17 protein-coding genes are annotated in these 15,684 nt (G+C 69.3%); 9 read left to right on the top strand and 8 right to left on the bottom strand.

The window, feature by feature from the left end; translation table 11 throughout:
* Positions 1-99: 99 nt before the first annotated feature.
* On the bottom strand, positions 100-1,308 hold the full coding sequence (locus BC102111_RS09500) for an MFS transporter (protein ID WP_101624175.1): 1,209 nt from the start codon (positions 1,306-1,308) through the stop codon (positions 100-102).
* Positions 1,309-1,532: 224 nt separating this feature from the next.
* Between BC102111_RS09500 and BC102111_RS09495 the strand changes: the two genes are divergently transcribed.
* On the top strand, positions 1,533-2,951 hold the full coding sequence (locus tag BC102111_RS09495; protein WP_101624174.1) for an MFS transporter: 1,419 nt from the start codon (positions 1,533-1,535) through the stop codon (positions 2,949-2,951).
* A gap of 4 nt (positions 2,952-2,955) precedes the next feature.
* Here the strand turns inward: BC102111_RS09495 and pcaDC are convergent, their stop codons facing one another.
* From pcaDC to BC102111_RS09470, 5 genes are read right to left on the bottom strand one after another with little or no spacing between them, the layout of a single operon-like run.
* Positions 2,956-4,251, bottom strand: a complete 1,296-nt coding sequence (gene pcaDC / locus BC102111_RS18195; protein ID WP_101624173.1) for a bifunctional 3-oxoadipate enol-lactonase/4-carboxymuconolactone decarboxylase PcaDC — start codon at positions 4,249-4,251, stop codon at positions 2,956-2,958.
* 49 nt (positions 4,252-4,300) lie between these two features.
* Positions 4,301-5,689: a lyase family protein gene (locus BC102111_RS09485; protein WP_101624172.1), complete on the bottom strand. Its 1,389-nt coding sequence runs from the start codon at positions 5,687-5,689 to the stop codon at positions 4,301-4,303.
* A gap of 31 nt (positions 5,690-5,720) precedes the next feature.
* Entirely contained in the window at positions 5,721-6,296 is a 576-nt protein-coding gene (gene pcaG, locus BC102111_RS09480; protein ID WP_101624171.1) for a protocatechuate 3,4-dioxygenase subunit alpha, read from the bottom strand.
* Positions 6,289-7,089, bottom strand: a complete 801-nt coding sequence (gene pcaH / locus BC102111_RS09475; RefSeq protein WP_101624170.1) for a protocatechuate 3,4-dioxygenase subunit beta — start codon at positions 7,087-7,089, stop codon at positions 6,289-6,291. Before pcaH ends, pcaG begins: the two co-directional genes overlap by 8 nt.
* A gap of 52 nt (positions 7,090-7,141) precedes the next feature.
* Complete coding sequence (locus BC102111_RS09470; RefSeq protein WP_101624169.1) at positions 7,142-8,326, bottom strand: 4-hydroxybenzoate 3-monooxygenase; 1,185 nt, start codon at positions 8,324-8,326, stop codon at positions 7,142-7,144.
* Between the two features lie 245 nt (positions 8,327-8,571).
* On the opposite strand from BC102111_RS09470, the gene BC102111_RS09465 reads away from it, so the two are divergent.
* From BC102111_RS09465 to BC102111_RS09445, 5 genes are read left to right on the top strand one after another with little or no spacing between them, the layout of a single operon-like run.
* Positions 8,572-9,627 (top strand): YeeE/YedE family protein, encoded by a 1,056-nt coding sequence (locus BC102111_RS09465; protein ID WP_009377717.1) that lies wholly within the window; start codon positions 8,572-8,574, stop codon positions 9,625-9,627.
* Entirely contained in the window at positions 9,624-9,848 is a 225-nt protein-coding gene (locus BC102111_RS09460; RefSeq protein ID WP_009377718.1) for a sulfurtransferase TusA family protein, read from the top strand. The genes BC102111_RS09465 and BC102111_RS09460 overlap by 4 nt, the downstream gene beginning before the upstream one ends.
* 20 nt (positions 9,849-9,868) lie before the next feature.
* Positions 9,869-10,402: an O-acetyl-ADP-ribose deacetylase gene (locus BC102111_RS09455; RefSeq protein WP_009377720.1), complete on the top strand. Its 534-nt coding sequence runs from the start codon at positions 9,869-9,871 to the stop codon at positions 10,400-10,402.
* Positions 10,403-10,411: 9 nt separating this feature from the next.
* Positions 10,412-10,765 carry a VOC family protein gene (locus BC102111_RS09450; protein ID WP_009377722.1) on the top strand — a complete coding sequence of 118 codons (354 nt, stop codon included), beginning with the start codon at positions 10,412-10,414 and terminating at the stop codon, positions 10,763-10,765.
* Positions 10,766-10,784: 19 nt separating this feature from the next.
* On the top strand, positions 10,785-11,450 hold the full coding sequence (locus tag BC102111_RS09445) for an SDR family oxidoreductase (protein ID WP_101624168.1): 666 nt from the start codon (positions 10,785-10,787) through the stop codon (positions 11,448-11,450).
* 17 nt (positions 11,451-11,467) lie between these two features.
* Here the strand turns inward: BC102111_RS09445 and BC102111_RS09440 are convergent, their stop codons facing one another.
* On the bottom strand, positions 11,468-12,196 hold the full coding sequence (locus tag BC102111_RS09440; RefSeq protein ID WP_101624167.1) for a GTP pyrophosphokinase: 729 nt from the start codon (positions 12,194-12,196) through the stop codon (positions 11,468-11,470).
* A gap of 117 nt (positions 12,197-12,313) precedes the next feature.
* Between BC102111_RS09440 and BC102111_RS09435 the strand changes: the two genes are divergently transcribed.
* Both BC102111_RS09435 and BC102111_RS09430 read left to right on the top strand, forming a co-directional pair.
* Entirely contained in the window at positions 12,314-12,889 is a 576-nt protein-coding gene (locus BC102111_RS09435) for a dihydrofolate reductase family protein (protein WP_040341662.1), read from the top strand.
* Between the two features lie 3 nt (positions 12,890-12,892).
* On the top strand, positions 12,893-13,156 hold the full coding sequence (locus tag BC102111_RS09430; protein ID WP_063249955.1) for a DUF2277 domain-containing protein: 264 nt from the start codon (positions 12,893-12,895) through the stop codon (positions 13,154-13,156).
* A 2-nt stretch (positions 13,157-13,158) separates the two neighbouring features.
* Here the strand turns inward: BC102111_RS09430 and BC102111_RS09425 are convergent, their stop codons facing one another.
* Positions 13,159-13,932, bottom strand: coding sequence for an IclR family transcriptional regulator (locus BC102111_RS09425; RefSeq protein ID WP_101624166.1), 774 nt, complete (start codon positions 13,930-13,932; stop codon positions 13,159-13,161).
* A 162-nt stretch (positions 13,933-14,094) separates the two neighbouring features.
* Here BC102111_RS09425 and mdlC point away from each other — a divergent pair, with 162 nt between their 5' ends.
* A complete protein-coding gene (gene mdlC, locus BC102111_RS09420) occupies positions 14,095-15,678 on the top strand; it encodes a benzoylformate decarboxylase (RefSeq protein ID WP_101624165.1) in 1,584 nt (527 codons plus the stop codon).
* The last annotated feature ends 6 nt before the right edge of the window (positions 15,679-15,684 follow it).

The raw sequence follows: 15,684 nt of genomic DNA, 5'->3' as shown, positions 1-15,684 counted from the left end.
AAATGAGATTGTTCTGATGTCCGAGTATTTCGGGTCAGAATCCTTCCCTCGCCGAGGTGGTCGTCCCCTCCCTCGCCGAGGCGGGGGTCCGGGTCCGCCTCAGACGTCGAGCTTCGTCCGGTGGGAGGTGTCGGTGCCGCCTCGGCGCAGGGCGATCGCGATGCCGAGGACGATGAGTCCGGCGAGGCAGAGGCCGACCCCCACCCAGGCCGGCGCCCGGTAGCCGAGGCCCGCGGTGATGACGATGCCGCCGAGCCACGCGCCGAGGGCGTTGGCGAGGTTGAACGCGGCATGGTTCATCGCCGCCGCCAGGCTCGGGGCATCGGTCGAGTCGCGGAGCAGTCGCATCTGCAGGGCCGTGGTGATCATCGAACCGGCGATGCCGATGAAGAAGAGGGCGACGATCGCGATCGCCGCGATCTGCGTGAACGCACCGAAGATCGAGAGCACGATCGCCGAGAGGACCATGCCGGCGACCCCGGAGCGCTCGATCGACTTGTCGACGAGTGGCCCGGCGATGAGGGAGCCCGCAGTCATCCCGAGGCCGTAGACGGCGAGCACCCAGGGGATCGCGGTGCTGGGGACGTGGGCGACCTCGGTCATCGTCGGGGTGATGTAGGTGTAGACGGCGAACATGCCGCCGAAGCCGACGGAGCCGGCGACGAGGGTGAGGATGATCTGCGGCCTCGCCAGGGCCTTCATCTCCCCGCGGGCAGACGGCGCCTGGCTCAGCCGCACCTTCGGCACGGCGATGGCGACCATGATGACGGTGAGGACGCCGAGGGCGGCGACGAGGGCGTAGGCGCTGCGCCAGCCGAAGGCGTTGCCGAGCGCCGCGGCGACGGGGACGCCGACGATGTTCGCGATCGTCAGGCCGAGCATGACGCGCGCCATCGCCCGTCCGCGCCGACCCGCGGGCACGAGAGAGGCGGCGACGATCGCACCGATGCCGAGGTAGGCGCCGTGGGGCAGGCCGCTGACGAAGCGGGCGATGTTGAACGTCGCCGCGTTCGGCGCGAGCATCGAGGCGACGTTGCCGAAAGCGAAGAGGCCCATGAGGCAGAGCAGGAGCGTCTTTCGGTCCATGTGGGCGGCGATCGTCGTGATGAGCGGTGCCCCGACGACGACGCCGAGGGCGTAGAGCGAGACAGCGTGCCCCGCCTCGGGGACGGTGATGTCGAGTTCCGCGGCGATGTGCGGCAGCAGACCCATCGTCGCGAACTCGGTGACGCCGATGCCGAAGGCGCCGATCGCGAGCGCGAAGACGGCGAACTTGTACGTGCTGCGGGGCACAGGGGCATCGCTCATGGCTGTCCTCTGGACTGGGGTGCGGGTGAGGTCGTGGGCGGCAGGGGCGCTCGCCGCAACCGGACCAGCCTAGTGGCCAGGGCTCGGCGCGGGAAGTCCCGGTCGTCACAATGTGAGCGGTCGAACAGGCGCCGCTGTGTCAGTGCACCGGGCTGCCGTGTCAGCGGTCGGGTCTACGCTGAGGGTGGTCGCAGCAGTCGAGGCAGTCTCGAGAGGAGTGTGCCATGGGCGAGAGCGTTGCCGCGGATCCGCACGCCGCGGACCCCGAACCGCCGCCGGGCGGGCAGCGGACGTTCCTCCATGTCCTCGTCAACACGGCGATCGCGAACGTGACGACGAGCTTCCTCTGGTTCGCGCTCACCTTCTGGGTCTATGTCGAGACCCGCTCGGTGCTCGCCACCGGCGTCATCGGAGGGGCGTACATGCTCCTCGTCGCCGTCTTCTCGATGTTCTTCGGCACCGTCGTCGACCGATTCCGCAAACGCCGGGTCATGGTCACCGCGACCGCGGGCACCCTCGTCCTCTTCGCGCTCACCGGGCTCATCTACCTCTCCGTGCCCGACGCCGTCCTCCTCGACGTGGCCGGGCCGTGGTTCTGGGTCTTCAGCCTCGTCATGCTCGCCGGCGCCGTCGTCGAACAGCTGCGCGGCATCGCCCTGTCGACGACCGTGTCCCTGCTCGTGCCCGGGCCGAGGCGGGCCAACGCGAACGGCCTCGTCGGCACCGTCCAGGGTCTCGGCTTCCTCGTCACCTCGGTGTTCAGCGGGCTGGCGATCGGGTACCTCGGGATGGGCTGGTCGATCCTCATCGCCGTCGTGTGCATCGGGCTCTCGCTTGCCCACCTGCTCACCCTCCGGATCCCCGAACCGGTCATCGTCCCCGCCGAGGGACAGCCCGGCTGGATCGACATCCGCGGCGGACTGACTGCGGTTCTCGCCGCTCCTGGGCTCTTCGCTCTCGTCCTCTTCACGACGCTGAACAACCTCGTCGGTGGCGTCTACATGGCGCTCATGGACCCCTACGGCATCGAGGTCTTCGGCACCGTCCAGACCTGGGGCATCGCGCTCGCGGTCGTCTCGACGGGCTTCATGGTCGGCGGCGCCCTGGTCGCGAAGTTCGGGCTCGGGCGCAACCCGATCCGCACCATGCTTCTGCTCTGCTGCCTCATCGGCGCCCTCGGAGCGGTCTTCGCGATCCGGGAGGCGTGGCTGCTCTACGGGCTGGGCATGCTCGGGTTCTTCATCGTCCTGCCCGCCGTCGAAGCCGCCGAACAGACCGTCATCCAGCGGGTCGTGCCCTACCGCCAGCAGGGGAGGGTGTTCGGCTTCGCAATGACCTTCGAGGCCGCGGCAGCCCCGATCACCGCATTCCTCATCGCCCCGCTCGCGGAGTTCTGGATCATCCCCTACATGGACTCACCCGCAGGTGAGGACCGCTGGGGCTGGCTGCTCGGAACCGGAGAGGTCCGCGGGATCGCGCTCGTCTTCGTGTGGTCGGGAGTGATCTCGATCCTCCTCGCTCTCGCGGCCTTCGGCACCCGCGCCTACCGGATGCTCTCGACCCAGTACCGGGAGGTCGCGGCGAACGATGAGAAGGACGTCGCCGAGGACAGCGACCCAGCCACCGGCGACCGGACCGCCTGAGTCCTCAGTCGAGTCCCTCGGCGTCGACTTCGGCCAGCGCCTCGGAGGCGACGGCGAAGGCGGTGTTGGCAGCGGGCACGGAGCAGTAGATTGCCGACTGGAGGAGGACCTCCTTGATCTCGTCACGGCTGAGCCCGTTGCGCAGGGCGGCTTTGACGTGCATCTTCAGCTCGGCCTCGTGGCCGCCGGCGACCATCGCGGTGAGCGTGATCGCCGAGCGCATCCGGCGGTCGAGTCCCGGCCGGGTCCAGATCTCTCCCCACGCGAAGCGGGTGATGAGGTCCTGGAAGTCGGCGGTGAAGTCGGTGACCGCCGCGTTCGCACGGTCGACGCGGGTGTCGGAGAGGACCTCGCGGCGCACCCGCATGCCCGCGGCCCACACCTCGTCTCGGTCGGCATCGCGGGGGCCCGACTCGGTCGGCAGTCCCGCCGCATCGTCCGCCTCGCCGCCGACCGACGCCGCATCGGAGAACCGGCCTGAGAGGAAGTCGGCGAGCAGCGTCGCGGTGAGCGCGGGCGCCTCGATGGGCACGAGGTGGGCTGCGCCTTCGATGACCTCGAGATGGGACTCGCGCACGCCCGAGGCGATCTCGGCGAGCTTCGGCGGCGGCGTCGGCTTGTCCTCGGATCCGGCGACGGCGAGGACGGGGAGAGCGATCTCCGCCAGCCAATCGCGGATGTCGAAGTCGGCGAGGGTGAAGCACAGGGCGGCGTAGGAGAACCGGTCGGCGTCCTGGAGGGAGTGGAGGAGTGCGGCCGAGGCCTCCGGCTCACGCTCCATGAACCCGGGAGCGAACCAGCGCTCGGCCGAGCCGATGACCTGGGTCGGGGTGCCCGAGATCGCGACGGTCTCCGCTCGCTCCTCCCAGCCCTCGCGTTCGCCGATCTTCGCCCCGGTGCAGAACGCCGCGACACGCTCGAAGCGCGTCGGGTGGTCGAGGGCGAGCTGGAGGGAGAGGGCCCCGCCGATCGAATCCCCGGCGAGCGAGACGCGAGCCTCGGGGGCGGCGACGTCGGGCAGGACGCGGTCGAGGGTTGCGAGCACCGCCTCGGCGAGGTCGGTCATCGTCACCGTCGGCACCTCCGCGCGGACGGTCCCCGCGGGGACGTCGGGAGCGGGGGAGCGGCCGTGGCCGGGCAGGTCGATGCCGACGACGGCGGTGTCCGGGGTGAGCCGTGCGAACTCCTCGGCCGCCGTCTGCCACAGCGCGCCCACGGAGGTGCCGAGGGAGGGGAGGACGACGAGCACCGAGGCGGCGGGGGTCGTCGGGGCGGTGAGGACAGAGGCGGTGAGTTCCACGGTGGTCGCTTTCGTCAGGTCAGTGCTGGTCGGGTGAGAGCTGGTCGGGTCAGTGCTGATCAGGTCGGGGGTCGCGCTCGGCGATCGCCGCGATGATCGTCCGCCGGATGTCCTCGGCCTCGCCGAGGCAGTTCTCCGGGGCGAAGAATCCCTCGACATCCGGTGGGGTCGGGTCGTCCGACGACCCGGACGACTGCGCGAGAGCGTCTCGCAGTCGCTGCTCCGGGTCACCACCCGGGGTGGTGATCTCCGCGACCTGGGCCTTCGACAGGCGGTCGCCGAAGACGGTCGTCACCTTCTCCGCGAAGATGCCGGGACTTGCGGCGTCGAGGTTGGTCCGCATCCGCGCCGCGTCCGCGCTCAGCCCGGCCACCGTCTCCTCGAGGAGGGTGAGCGAGGACAGGGCGAGCGTCATGAGCTCGGCCAGTGTCGGCCATTCGGCGTGCCAGGCTCCGTCGGAGCGCTCCTCGACCGCCTCGGCGGCCGTCGTCACCAGGGTCGCCATCGCGCCGGGCACGCGCATCCCGTTGCGGTGGAGGAGGACCGCCGAGGTGGGGTTGGTCTTCTGCGGCATCGCCGAGGATCCGCCGGTCGCCGCCAGGCGCAGCTCCCCGACCTCGGGGCGGGTGCCGATGAGGACGTCGCGGGCGATCGAGGCGCCGACGGTCACGCACTGCGTGAAGTGGGTCCCCCACGTCAGCACGCGGACCCGGTCGGTGTGCCACGGCACCGGCACCGCGGCCAGGGCAGCATCGGGTCCGCGCAGCTGGACCTGGAACTCCCGGAGGAGGACCTCGGTGCGCTCCCCGGCGAACTCCCGGATCGCCGCCCGGGTCCCCGCCGCGCCTCCAACCTGGACGTAGTCGATGACAGGCGTCAGCCGCCTGACTTCGTCGATCTCGGCCGCCCATGTCGCGACCCGCAGCCCGAAGGTCGTCGGCAGGGCCGGCTGGGTGAGCGTCCGGGCGAGGCAGAGGGTCTCGGCGTAGGTGTCGGAGAGCGCGACGAGGCGGGCGGTGATCCCCTCGAGCGCGGCCTGCGTCTGCCGGACGGCTCGGGAGACGAGGACACCGAGGGCGGAGTCGATGACGTCCTGGCTCGTCAGCCCCCGATGGACGATGCGACCGGTCGCGGGGACGAGGCGGGAGCGGACTGCGGTGAGGAACGGGATGACGGGGTTGCCGCCGGCCTCGGCGTCGGCGGCGAGGGTTTCCAGTGCGCCCGAATCGGCTGCCAGCGACCACGCGCTCGCCTCGATGGCCTCGACCACCTCGGTCCGCTGGTCGGCGGAGATGAGGCCGGCGGCCGACTGCGCGTTCACCCATGCCGCCTCGACGTCGCCGATGGCCGTGATGAGTGCCGCGTCGTCGATGCTCTCAGCCCCCCGGAGGTCGCCGGGGGCGAAGAGGAGGCGGGTGTGGGCCACCGGGTCGCTCATGCGGTCTCCCTCGTCGATGCTCGGTGCTGCCTCAGTCGTCGTGGCTGGGGAAGCGGAGGAACGGGGTCTCGTCCTCACCCTGCAACCGTATGTCGAAACGGAGGGATCCGTCAGCCTCCCGGACGGCGATGAGACGCTGCCGCTCCGCAGACTCCAGTGAGCTGAGGAGCGGATCGGTCGCGTGCGCCTCGGTGTCCTCGGGGAGGTAGACGCGGGTGAAGAGCCGGTTGAGCAGGCCCCGGGCGAAGACGACGACGCTGATGAACCGGGCCCGTCCCGCCTCGGTGGGGCCGGGTTCGACGGTCGAGAAGCTGAAGCGTCCTTCGGGCTCGGCCGCACACCGGCCGAAGCCGGTGAAGGTGAACTCGTCGCGGCGCAGGGACCCGGTCCTGAGCACGACGGTCCCGGTCTCGTCAGGCTGCCAGATCTCGAGGATCGCGTCGGGCACGGGGTCTCCGGCCCCGTCGTAGACGACGCCGTGGAGCTCCACGGCCCGGCTGGAACCCGGCGGGACGAGTTCTCGGTCGCCGGGGTAGGGCAGGGCGTAGCCGTAGAAGGGCCCGACGGTCTGGCCGGGGGTGGGGGTGAGGCGCGTCTGCTCAGTCATGGTCTTCCTCTTCCATCCAGGTGCGGTTCGACCCGGTGAGCACGATGTCCCACTGGTAGCCCATGAGGTACTCGTGTTCGGTGAGGTCGTGGTCGTAGGTCGCGATGAGGCGCTGCCGGGCCTTCTCGTCGGTGATCGACTGATAGATCGGATCGAGGGCGAAGAGCGGGTCACCCGGGAAGTACATCTGCGTGACCATCCGCTGCGTGAACTCCGAGCCGAAGAGCGAGAAGTGGATGTGGGCCGGCCGCCACGCATTGTGGTGGTTCTTCCACGGGTAGGGGCCCGGCTTGATCGTGAGGAACGAGTACGACCCGTCGGGGCCGGTGAGCGTGCGGCCGACACCGGTGAAGTTCGGGTCGATCGGTGCCGGATGCTGGTCGCGCTTGTGGATGTAGCGTCCCGCCGAGTTCGCCTGCCAGATCTCGACGAGCTGACCGGCCACGGGGCGGCCGTCGCCGTCGAGGACCCTGCCGGTTACGCGGATGCGCTCGCCGATCGGCTCCCCGCCGTGCTGGACGGTGAGGTCGGATTCGAGGATGCCGATGTCGCGGTGGCCGAAGGCAGGGGAGTGGAGTTCGATCGTCTCCGGGTCGGCGTGGCGCAGGTCCTTCGTCGGGTGGCGCAGGAGGGATGACCGGTAGGGCAGGTAGTCGAGTCGCGGCTGCGTTTCGGCCGGGGCTCCGCCGGCAACGGCGTCACGGTATTCGGTGCCGATCGCATCGATCTCGGCGCTCAGGGTCGCCTGCGACTCCGCGGCATCGTCGGGACCGGGGACTCTCGTCGCACTCATGATCGGGCCTCTCTTCTCTCGTGGTCAGGTCTCTCGTGGTTTAGGGAACTGGTCAGCCGTGCGGCCATCCGGTGTAGCACTCGGCGAGGTAGCGTCGGCCGTGCTCGGAGTCGAGCAGGGAGGTGAGCTCGCCGAGGCTGCGCTTCGTCTCGAAGGCATCCGCGGTCGGGTCGGTGTGGAGCATCCGCGTCATCTGGTAGGAGAAGTTCTGCGCCTTCCACACCCGCTTCGTCGCCGTCGTCGAGTACCGGGCGAGCGCCTCGGCGTCGGAGTCGCGCAGCGCCGCGACCAGCGCGGGGGCGAGGACGGCGACGTCGGCGAAGGCGAGGTTGAGTCCCTTCGCCCCGGTCGGGGGCACGGTGTGGGCGCTGTCGCCGGCGAGGAAGAGGGAGCCGTGCTGCATCGGTTCGGTGACGGCCGAGCGGAAGGGGAGGACGACCTTGTCCGTGATCGGTCCTGTCTTGAGTTCGAACCCGTCGGGGCCTTCGACTCGGGCCTGGAGTTCGGTCCAGATGCGGTCGTCGGACCAGTCGTCGGGATCCGTTCCCGGGTCGGCCTGGAAGTACATGCGCTGGACGTCGGCACTACGCTGGGAGATGAGCGCGAAGCCGCGGTCCGAGCGGGAGTAGATGAGGACCTCGTGGCTCGGCGGGGCCTGGCAGAGGATCCCGAACCAGGCGAACGGGTACTCGTGGAAGAAGCGTTGCCTCGAGGCCTCGGGGATCGACGCGCGCGACGGGCTGCGGGAGCCGTCGGCGCCGACGACATAGCGGGCGGAGATGCTCAGCTGCTCACCGTCCTCGGTGACCGCGCGGACGGACGGGGAGGTCGAGTCGATGTCGGCGAGGCGAGTGTCGGTGACCGAGTAGAAGGTCGGGCTGCCGGTCCGGGCACGGGCGGCGGCGAGGTCGACGAAGGCCTCGTTCTGCGGGTAGAGCCACACGGACTCCCCGACGAGGGAGGGGAAGTCGAGAGGGTGGCTGATCCCGTCGACGCGGACGTCGATGCCGTCGTGGCGATGGCCTGCGGAGTGGACACGGGAGTCGATGCCCGGAGTCTCGAGCATCCGGACCGAGGCGGCTTCGAGGATGCCGGCACGATGGGTGGCGGCGATGTCGTCACGGCTGCGGTTGTCGATGACGACCGAGTCGATGCCCGCGGCGTGGAGCAGGTGGGCGAGCATGAGCCCCGCGGGTCCTGCGCCGACGATCGCGACGTCGGTGTGGAGATCTGGCACCGTGGCCTCCTTGCCTGTGTGGGTGATCCCAGTGTGCTCTGGGCCACTCCGCTGCCGCGAGGGCGTTCCCATTGAACGGAAAAGAGATCCTTGACGTCGTCGTGCAGATTGCTCAACAATGGAGGGCGTTGTCCATCGAATCCGTATCTCGTTACCAGACTGTATGAACGATCGGTGCGGAGGCGATGCTCAACAGTCTCCGCCTCCCGGTGTGTGCCGGGAGGCCTCCCACAGAAGGACCACTCATGATCATCACCGGACTCGTCGTCGGTCTGCTCCTCGGTTTCGTCCTCCAGCGAGGGCGCTTCTGCGTCACCGGCGCGTTCCGCGACCTCACTTTGACGGGGAACACGCGATGGTTCTCCGCCCTCATCGTCATCATCGCCGTCCATGCGGTCGGACTCGCGCTGCTCACCTCTCTCGGCATCATCGCCCCGGAGGCGACGGCCTTCCCGTGGCTCGCATCGATCCTCGGCGGGCTGATCTTCGGGTTCTCGATGATCCTCGCCGGCGGCTGCGCGACGGGGACCTACTACCGGGTCGGTGAGGGCCTCGTCGGCAGCTGGATGGCGCTCATCTTCTTCGCCCTCACCGCCGCCGTGATGAAGACCGGTCCTGCGGCCGGGCTGACCGACGGGCTGCGGTCGATCACGGTCGCCGACGGGTCGCTGCCGGCGACGACCGGTCTGAGTCCGTGGGTGTTCGCCGTCGTCCTCTCCGGTATCGCGGTGTGGCTGACGATCCGCCACAATCGGAAGCTCGGAACGCCGGTGGCGACTCTGCCTCCGCGGAAGACGGGGCTGGCGCATCTGCTCACCGAGAAGCGCTGGAATCCGTTCGCGACAGCGGTCGTCATCGGCATCATCGCCACGGTCGCGTGGCCTCTGTCGGCGGCGACGGGACAGAACTCGGGGCTGGGCATCACGACTCCATCGGCGAATCTCGTCGCGTTCTTCGCGACGGGCGACCTCACCCTCGTCGACTGGGGAGTCATGCTCGTCATCGGCATCCTCGTCGGCTCCTTCATCGCGGCGAAGGCCTCCGGGGAGTTCCGGGTGCGCGTGCCCGATCGGGACACGCTCCTCAAGGCCATCGTCGGCGGAGTCGGCATGGGCATCGGCGCGGCGATCGCCGGGGGATGCACCGTCGGCAACGCGATGGTCTCGACCGCACAGTTCGAATACCAGGGATGGGTGGCGACGTTCTTCATGATCGTCGGCGCAGGAATCGCTGCGAAGGCCACCATCAGTCCACGAAGCACAGCGGGAGCTCCGGTGCCCGCGGAAAGCAGGACAGCATGAAGCAGATCCTCGAGACCAACGGGCTCGTCTGCCCCTTCCCTCTCGTCGAGGCCAAGGACGCGATCGGGCAGCTGAGCGCAGGCGACGAACTCGTCATCAACTTCGACTGCACCCAGGCCACCGAGGCGATCCCGCAGTGGGCAGCCGAGAACGGCTACCCGGTCACCCACTTCGACCGCACCGGCGACGCCTCGTGGACGATCACCGTCCAAAAGGCGTAGCCCCTGACTAGACTCGCCGTATGAGGATCACGGTACTCGAAGGCGACATCACCACGGTCCACGCCGACGCGATCGTCAACGCGGCGAACTCGAGCCTCCTCGGCGGAGGCGGCGTCGACGGGGCGATCCACCGCGCTGCGGGGCCGAGCCTGCTCGAGGAGGCCCGCGAGATCCGGCGGACGACGCATCCGCGGGGACTGCCTCCCGGTCAGGCCGTCGCGACCGGGGCCGGCGACCTCCCCGCGCGCTGGGTCATCCACACGGTCGGCCCCAACCGCAATGCCGGGGAGGCCGACCCCGAGGTGCTCGAGTCGTGCTTCGAGTCGAGCCTCAACCTCGCCGAGGAGCTCGGGGCGACCACGATTGCGTTCCCCGCGATCGGCGGCGGGGTCTACGGGTGGTCGCCCCGGGACGTCGCCGAGGCGGCGGCCTCCGTCATCGTCGACGGCCGGGCCCGCGGGCGCTGGGACTCGATCGCCGAAGTCCAGTTCGTCCTCTTCTCCGACACGATGACGAGCGTGTTCTGCCAGGTCTTCGACCACGACCAGTGGTGAGGGGGAGTCATGAAGGTCCACAGCATCATCGCCGATCTGCCGGTGCCCGACATCGACGGTGCCAAGGAGTTCTATGCCGACTACCTCGGACTGTCGACGGAGGAGTTCAACCTCGGCTGGGTCGCCCGGTTCACCTCCCCGGAGACCGGCGCGCACCTCCAGGTCGTGACCAAGGATGCGACGTCCCCGGTCGATGCCGTCGTCTCGGTCAAGGTCGACGATGTCGGCGCCGCCTTCGCCGAGGCGGTCGACCGCGGGTATGAGATCGTCCACCCGCTCACCGACGAGGAATGGGGAGTCCGCCGCTTCTTCGTCCGCGCCCCCGACGGCAACGTCCTCAACATCGTCGCCCACCGGGAGTAGGGGGCGCTAGGCTCAGGACATGCCCCTTGCCCTCATCACCGGTGCCGCCCGGGAGAACAGCATCGCCGCCGGCATCGTGCCCCGGCTGCGCGTCGACGGCTGGACCGTCGTCACGAGCGACCTCGAGAATGCCGACTATGCGTGCGACCTCGCGACTCCGACCGGACCCGAGGAGCTCATCGCGGCGGTGAGGGCCGAGCACGGCACGATCGACGCGCTCGTCCTCTCCCACGCCCACGACGTCGAATCCGGAATCCTCGACACGAGTGCCGAGAGCTTCGACGCCCACCTCGCCGTCAACGCGCGGGCGAGCCTCCTCCTCATCGCCGACTTCGCCCGTCAGGTCTCCGATGACGGCGGGGCGATCGTCGCCTTCACCAGTGACCACACCACGGGCAACCTCCCCTACGGGGCGTCGAAGGGCGCGCTCGACCGCATCGTCATCTCCGCGGCCCGCGAGCTCGGCCCCAAGGGGATCTCGGCGAACGTCGTCAATCCCGGTCCCATCGACACGGGGTGGATGGACGAGGAGCTGCGGTCGTCGCTGCGCCCGCACCAGCCGCTCGGGCGCCTCGGCACTCCAGGCGACATCGCCGGCGTCGTCGCCTTCCTCCTCTCACCCGAGGGGCGGTGGGTCTCCGGTCAGCTGTTCGGCGCCGACGGTGGGTTCTCGGCCCGGTACTGAGCGCCGCCTCGGCGGGCTTACCCCTCGTCGCGGGTGAGTCTGAGGAGGAGGCGGAGGAGTTCGCCGTCGGAGTCGTCGTCCTCCGCGGGACTGTCGACGTCGTGGACCTCGGCGTGGAGCTGCTCCATCTCCCGGTCGAGTTCCCCGGCGGCGTTCGCTGCCCTGGTGAGCTCCTCGACGAGGCGGTCGGGCACGTCACCTTGGTACTTGTAGTGGATCTTGTGCTCGAGGCTCGCCCAGAAGTCCATCGCGATCGTGCGCACCTGCACCTCGCAGACGATCGGCACCGGACCGGCCGAGAGGAAGACGGGGATCTCGAGGATCGCGTGCAGACTCTTGTACCCGTTCGGCTTGGGGTGGGCGATGTAGTCCTTGATCTCGATGATCCGCACGTCGTTCTGCGAGGTGAGCGTCTCGAGCACGCGGTACGTATCGGCGATGAAGCTGCACGTGATGCGGATGCCGGCGATGTCGGTGATGTTCGCCGTGATCGCGTCGATCTCGAGCGGCAGACCCCGCCGGGTGATCTTCTCGATGAGGCTGCGCGGGGACTTCACCCGCGAGCTGATGTGCTCGATGGGGTTGTAGCGGTGGAGGTGGAGGAACTCCTCGCGGAGGATCGAGACCTTCGTGAGCATCTCATCGATCGCGAACTGGTGGTGCATGAGCATGCGCGAGAAGTCGGTGCGCAGGCGCCGGACCCGCTCGGCTTGGCCTGGGGTGAACGGGTCTGCGGGGGTGGCCATCGACGCTCCTGGGGTTCTCATTCCTCACCGGGTGCGAGGACGCTGTCAGTCTACGACGGCCGGTGCGGGGGTTCCCGTGGGGACGCAGATGTGATTGAGTCAGCTCAAGGAGGAGTGATGGGAAAAGTGGCATGGGGCTTCTCGTGCTCGCTCGACGGGTTCATCGCCGGACCCGGCCACGACATGTCGTGGCTTTCGGCAGCCGAACCGCTCGTCGACGGCACCACCGAGGCGATGGCCGCGCAGGTCGCCGTCATCATCTCCGGCCGCCGCGGCTACGACGCGGCCAAGTCCCAGGCCGAGATCCGCGACGAGATGACCGCGGAGGCCTACGGCGGCGCGTGGTCGGGCACCGAGTTCGTCCTCACCCACCGGCCCGAGGAGCTCGCCGATGACCCGTCGGTCATCCCCCTCGACTGCTCCATCGCCGAGGCGGTCGAGCGTGCCCAGGTCATCGCGGGTGAGCGGGACATTCAGATCATCAGCGCCGACATCGCCCGGCAGGCGCTCGAGGCCGACCTCATCGACGAACTCCAGTACTTCTCCGTGCCCGTCTTCCTCGGCGACGGGGTCCGGATCTTCGATGTCCCCGGCGGTCGGCGCCTCGACTGGGAGCTCGTCGACATCGACGAGGCGAATCCGCGCAGCTTCGGCAGAACCTACCGCCCCAAGGGCCGTGCGGCGTACCGTTGAGGCATGTGCCGGAACATCCGAACCCTCCACAACTTCGAACCCGCCGCCACCTCGGACGAGGTCCACGCCGCGGCCCTGCAGTACGTGCGCAAGATCGCGGGGACGACGAAGCCCTCGCAGGCCAACGCCGAGGCCTTCGATGCGGCCGTCGAGGAGATCGCCTACGCCACCCAGCACCTCCTCGATGCGCTCGTGACGAATGCCCCGCCGAAGAACCGTGAGGTCGAGGCCGAGAAGCGCCGGGCGAGGTACGCCGCCCGCACGTGAGCTCACTCGCCCGCCCGGGTCCCCTGGGCGATGAGGTCCTGCGTGATCTCCGCCGAGGCGGTCCGCAGTGCCTGCATGATCGCAGGCATCCCGACATTGCGCTCGGAGTCGACGACGACGCCGAGGCCGGCGATCGTCAGCCCGCTGCCGTCGAAGACGGGCACCGCGATCCCCGTGGTGCCCTCGTCGATGTGTCCGACGAGCTCGGCCCGATGGTAGGTCCTGATCGTCTGGAGCATCCGGCGCAGGATCGTCGGATCCGTCGTCGTGTGCTCGGTGAAGGCCGAGAGCGGACCGCGCAGGTACGCCTCACGGACGTGACGGGGAGCGTGGGCGAGGAGGACGAGACCGCACGACGAGGCATGGGCGGGCAGACGTCCCGCGGTGCGCGAGCGGTGGACGACCGCGCTTGGCTTCGACATCCGTTCGACGAAGAGGACCTCGCGTTCGCGGAGGATCCCCAGCTGCGTGTTCTCCCCGACGAAATCGTGGAGGTTGGTCATGTGCGGGCGGGCCAGGGAGGCGAGCTCGACGGCGTCGGAGGCGCGGTTCGACAGCTCCCACATCCCCACCCCGATGCGGATCCTCCCCGACGGATCCCGCTGCAGGAGGTCGTGGCGCATCATGTCGTTGATGAGGCGATAGGCCGTCGACTTCGGCAGCTGCGCCCGCGCCGAGAGCTCGTCGGTGCTCAGCGACGGGTGGTCCGGATCGAAGGAGCTGAGGACGCGGACGAGCCGATCGATCATCGAATCGCCCGATGGTGAGTTCGCCATGTCAGCCATCGTAGCTGCGCAGCGGTCCGCTTCCCAATGAATGAAACACTTCTCGCTCTCGGTGGTGCGCGTCACTATCGTGGCAAGCAGTGCGGTGCGCACCGCGGATCCGCGGTGCGCACCGCAGCCATCCTGGTCCCGCCTCAAAGGAGAGCAGCGTCGATGACGACGGTCTCGGTCCGACACGCAGTCCACGAACTCATGGCCTTCCACGGCATGTCCACGATCTTCGGCAACCCCGGTTCGAACGAGCTGCCGTTCCTCAAGGACCTGCCGGCCCACTACGTCCTCGGACTCGGCGAGAGCTCCGTCGTCGCCATGGCCGACGGCTACTCGCAGATCACCGACCGACCCACCCTCGTCAACCTCCACGCTGCATCCGGGACCGGCAACGGACTCGGTGCGCTGACGAATGCGACCATCTCCCGGTCGAAGCTCGTCCTCACCGCCGGCCAGCAGGTCCGGGACATGGTCGGCCCCGAGGTCATGCTCGCCAATGTCCGGGCCACCGCCCTGGCCGCGCCGCTCGTCCACCAGTCCCTCGAACCGCTCTCGGCCGCCGATGTGCCCCGCGCGTTCTCCCAGTCCGTCTTCGCCGCTGAGGCCGGACCCGTCTACCTCTCCGTGCCCTACGACGACTGGGACGCCGAGGTGCCCGCTGCCGTCATCGACCAGCTCTCCCGAACCGTCACCGCAGGTGAGACCGTCGATGCGCAGACCGTTGCCGAGCTGCACTCCCGTCTGCTCGAGGCGAACGACCCCGTCCTCGTCCTCGGTCCCGACGTCGACGACCCCCGCGCCTGGGAGTCCTCCATCGCACTCGCCGAGGCGCTCGATACTCCTGTCTGGGCCGCGCCCTCCCTTCCCCGGCTGCCCTTCCCCAACCAGCATCCGCTCTTCCGCGGGGTCCTGCCAGCATCCATCGCCGGCATCGGGGAGATCCTCGGAGCCCACGACCTCGCGCTCGTCATCGGTGCCCCCGTCTTCCGCTATCACCAGTGGCAGCCCGGCGAGTACCTGCCCGAGTCGACGACGCTCATCCAGATCGGCGATGACCCGGCCGCGGCGGCCCGCGCCCCGTTCGGCGACGCCGTCCTCGCCGATCCCGTGGCCCTCGTCCGCGCCCTCGCCGAGGCGGTCGCCCCCGCACCCCAAACCGTGAGCGAGTGGACGGCCGAGATCGACCCGCCGGTCACCTCGGCGAGTGAGGGAACCCTCCACCCGGAGGAGGTCTTCGCGACCCTGCGGGAGGAGCTGCCGAAGGACACCCGGTTCGTCGTCGAATCGACATCGACGAACGCCGCCTTCTGGGCGCAGATGGACCTGCGCGAGCCCGGCTCCTACTTCTTCCCCGCCTCGGGAGGCCTCGGCTGGGGTCTGCCCGCCTCCATGGGCATCGCGCTCGCCGACCCCGATCGCCCGGTCGTCGCGATCATCGGCGACGGATCGGCCCACTACTCGATCGCCGCCCTGCGCACCGCCGTCGACGAGGGCATCGAGCTGACCATCGTGGTGCTGCGCAACCGTTCGTACGCGGCACTGGACTGGTTCGCAGGCATGCTCGGCGTCGACAAGGCACCGGGACTCGACCTCGGCGAGGTCGACTTCGTCTCGATCGCCCGCGGCTACGGAATGACCGCCCACCACGCCGACGACAGCTCTGACCTCGCCCGACTCCTGGGTGAGGCGTCCGGACCCACGCTCATCGAGGTGAGCACCGAGAAGACCCGACCCGAGAAGAAGTAAGAGGAG

Origin of the sequence: Brevibacterium casei CIP 102111, from assembly GCF_900169275.1 — a bacterium.
Taxonomy (GTDB): domain Bacteria; phylum Actinomycetota; class Actinomycetes; order Actinomycetales; family Brevibacteriaceae; genus Brevibacterium; species Brevibacterium casei.
The sequence above is the reverse complement of the archived record's forward strand: the minus strand, read 5'-3'. Positions and strand labels throughout refer to the sequence as shown.

Excerpts from the sequence above, each read along its gene's own strand:
- pcaH (WP_101624170.1), bottom strand. The coding sequence starts at position 7,089 with ATGAGTGCGACGAGAGTCCCCGGTCCCGACGATGCCGCGGAGTCGCAG.
- pcaG (WP_101624171.1), bottom strand. The coding sequence starts at position 6,296 with ATGACTGAGCAGACGCGCCTCACCCCCACCCCCGGCCAGACCGTCGGG.
- BC102111_RS09460 (WP_009377718.1), top strand. The coding sequence starts at position 9,624 with ATGAAGCAGATCCTCGAGACCAACGGGCTCGTCTGCCCCTTCCCTCTC.
- BC102111_RS09485 (WP_101624172.1), bottom strand. The coding sequence starts at position 5,689 with ATGAGCGACCCGGTGGCCCACACCCGCCTCCTCTTCGCCCCCGGCGAC.
- BC102111_RS09500 (WP_101624175.1), bottom strand. The coding sequence starts at position 1,308 with ATGAGCGATGCCCCTGTGCCCCGCAGCACGTACAAGTTCGCCGTCTTC.
- BC102111_RS09450 (WP_009377722.1), top strand. The coding sequence starts at position 10,412 with ATGAAGGTCCACAGCATCATCGCCGATCTGCCGGTGCCCGACATCGAC.
- BC102111_RS09465 (WP_009377717.1), top strand. The coding sequence starts at position 8,572 with ATGATCATCACCGGACTCGTCGTCGGTCTGCTCCTCGGTTTCGTCCTC.
- BC102111_RS09425 (WP_101624166.1), bottom strand. The coding sequence starts at position 13,932 with ATGGCGAACTCACCATCGGGCGATTCGATGATCGATCGGCTCGTCCGC.
- BC102111_RS09495 (WP_101624174.1), top strand. The coding sequence starts at position 1,533 with ATGGGCGAGAGCGTTGCCGCGGATCCGCACGCCGCGGACCCCGAACCG.
- BC102111_RS09445 (WP_101624168.1), top strand. The coding sequence starts at position 10,785 with ATGCCCCTTGCCCTCATCACCGGTGCCGCCCGGGAGAACAGCATCGCC.
- mdlC (WP_101624165.1), top strand. The coding sequence starts at position 14,095 with ATGACGACGGTCTCGGTCCGACACGCAGTCCACGAACTCATGGCCTTC.
- BC102111_RS09430 (WP_063249955.1), top strand. The coding sequence starts at position 12,893 with ATGTGCCGGAACATCCGAACCCTCCACAACTTCGAACCCGCCGCCACC.
- BC102111_RS09440 (WP_101624167.1), bottom strand. The coding sequence starts at position 12,196 with ATGGCCACCCCCGCAGACCCGTTCACCCCAGGCCAAGCCGAGCGGGTC.
- BC102111_RS09455 (WP_009377720.1), top strand. The coding sequence starts at position 9,869 with ATGAGGATCACGGTACTCGAAGGCGACATCACCACGGTCCACGCCGAC.
- BC102111_RS09435 (WP_040341662.1), top strand. The coding sequence starts at position 12,314 with ATGGGAAAAGTGGCATGGGGCTTCTCGTGCTCGCTCGACGGGTTCATC.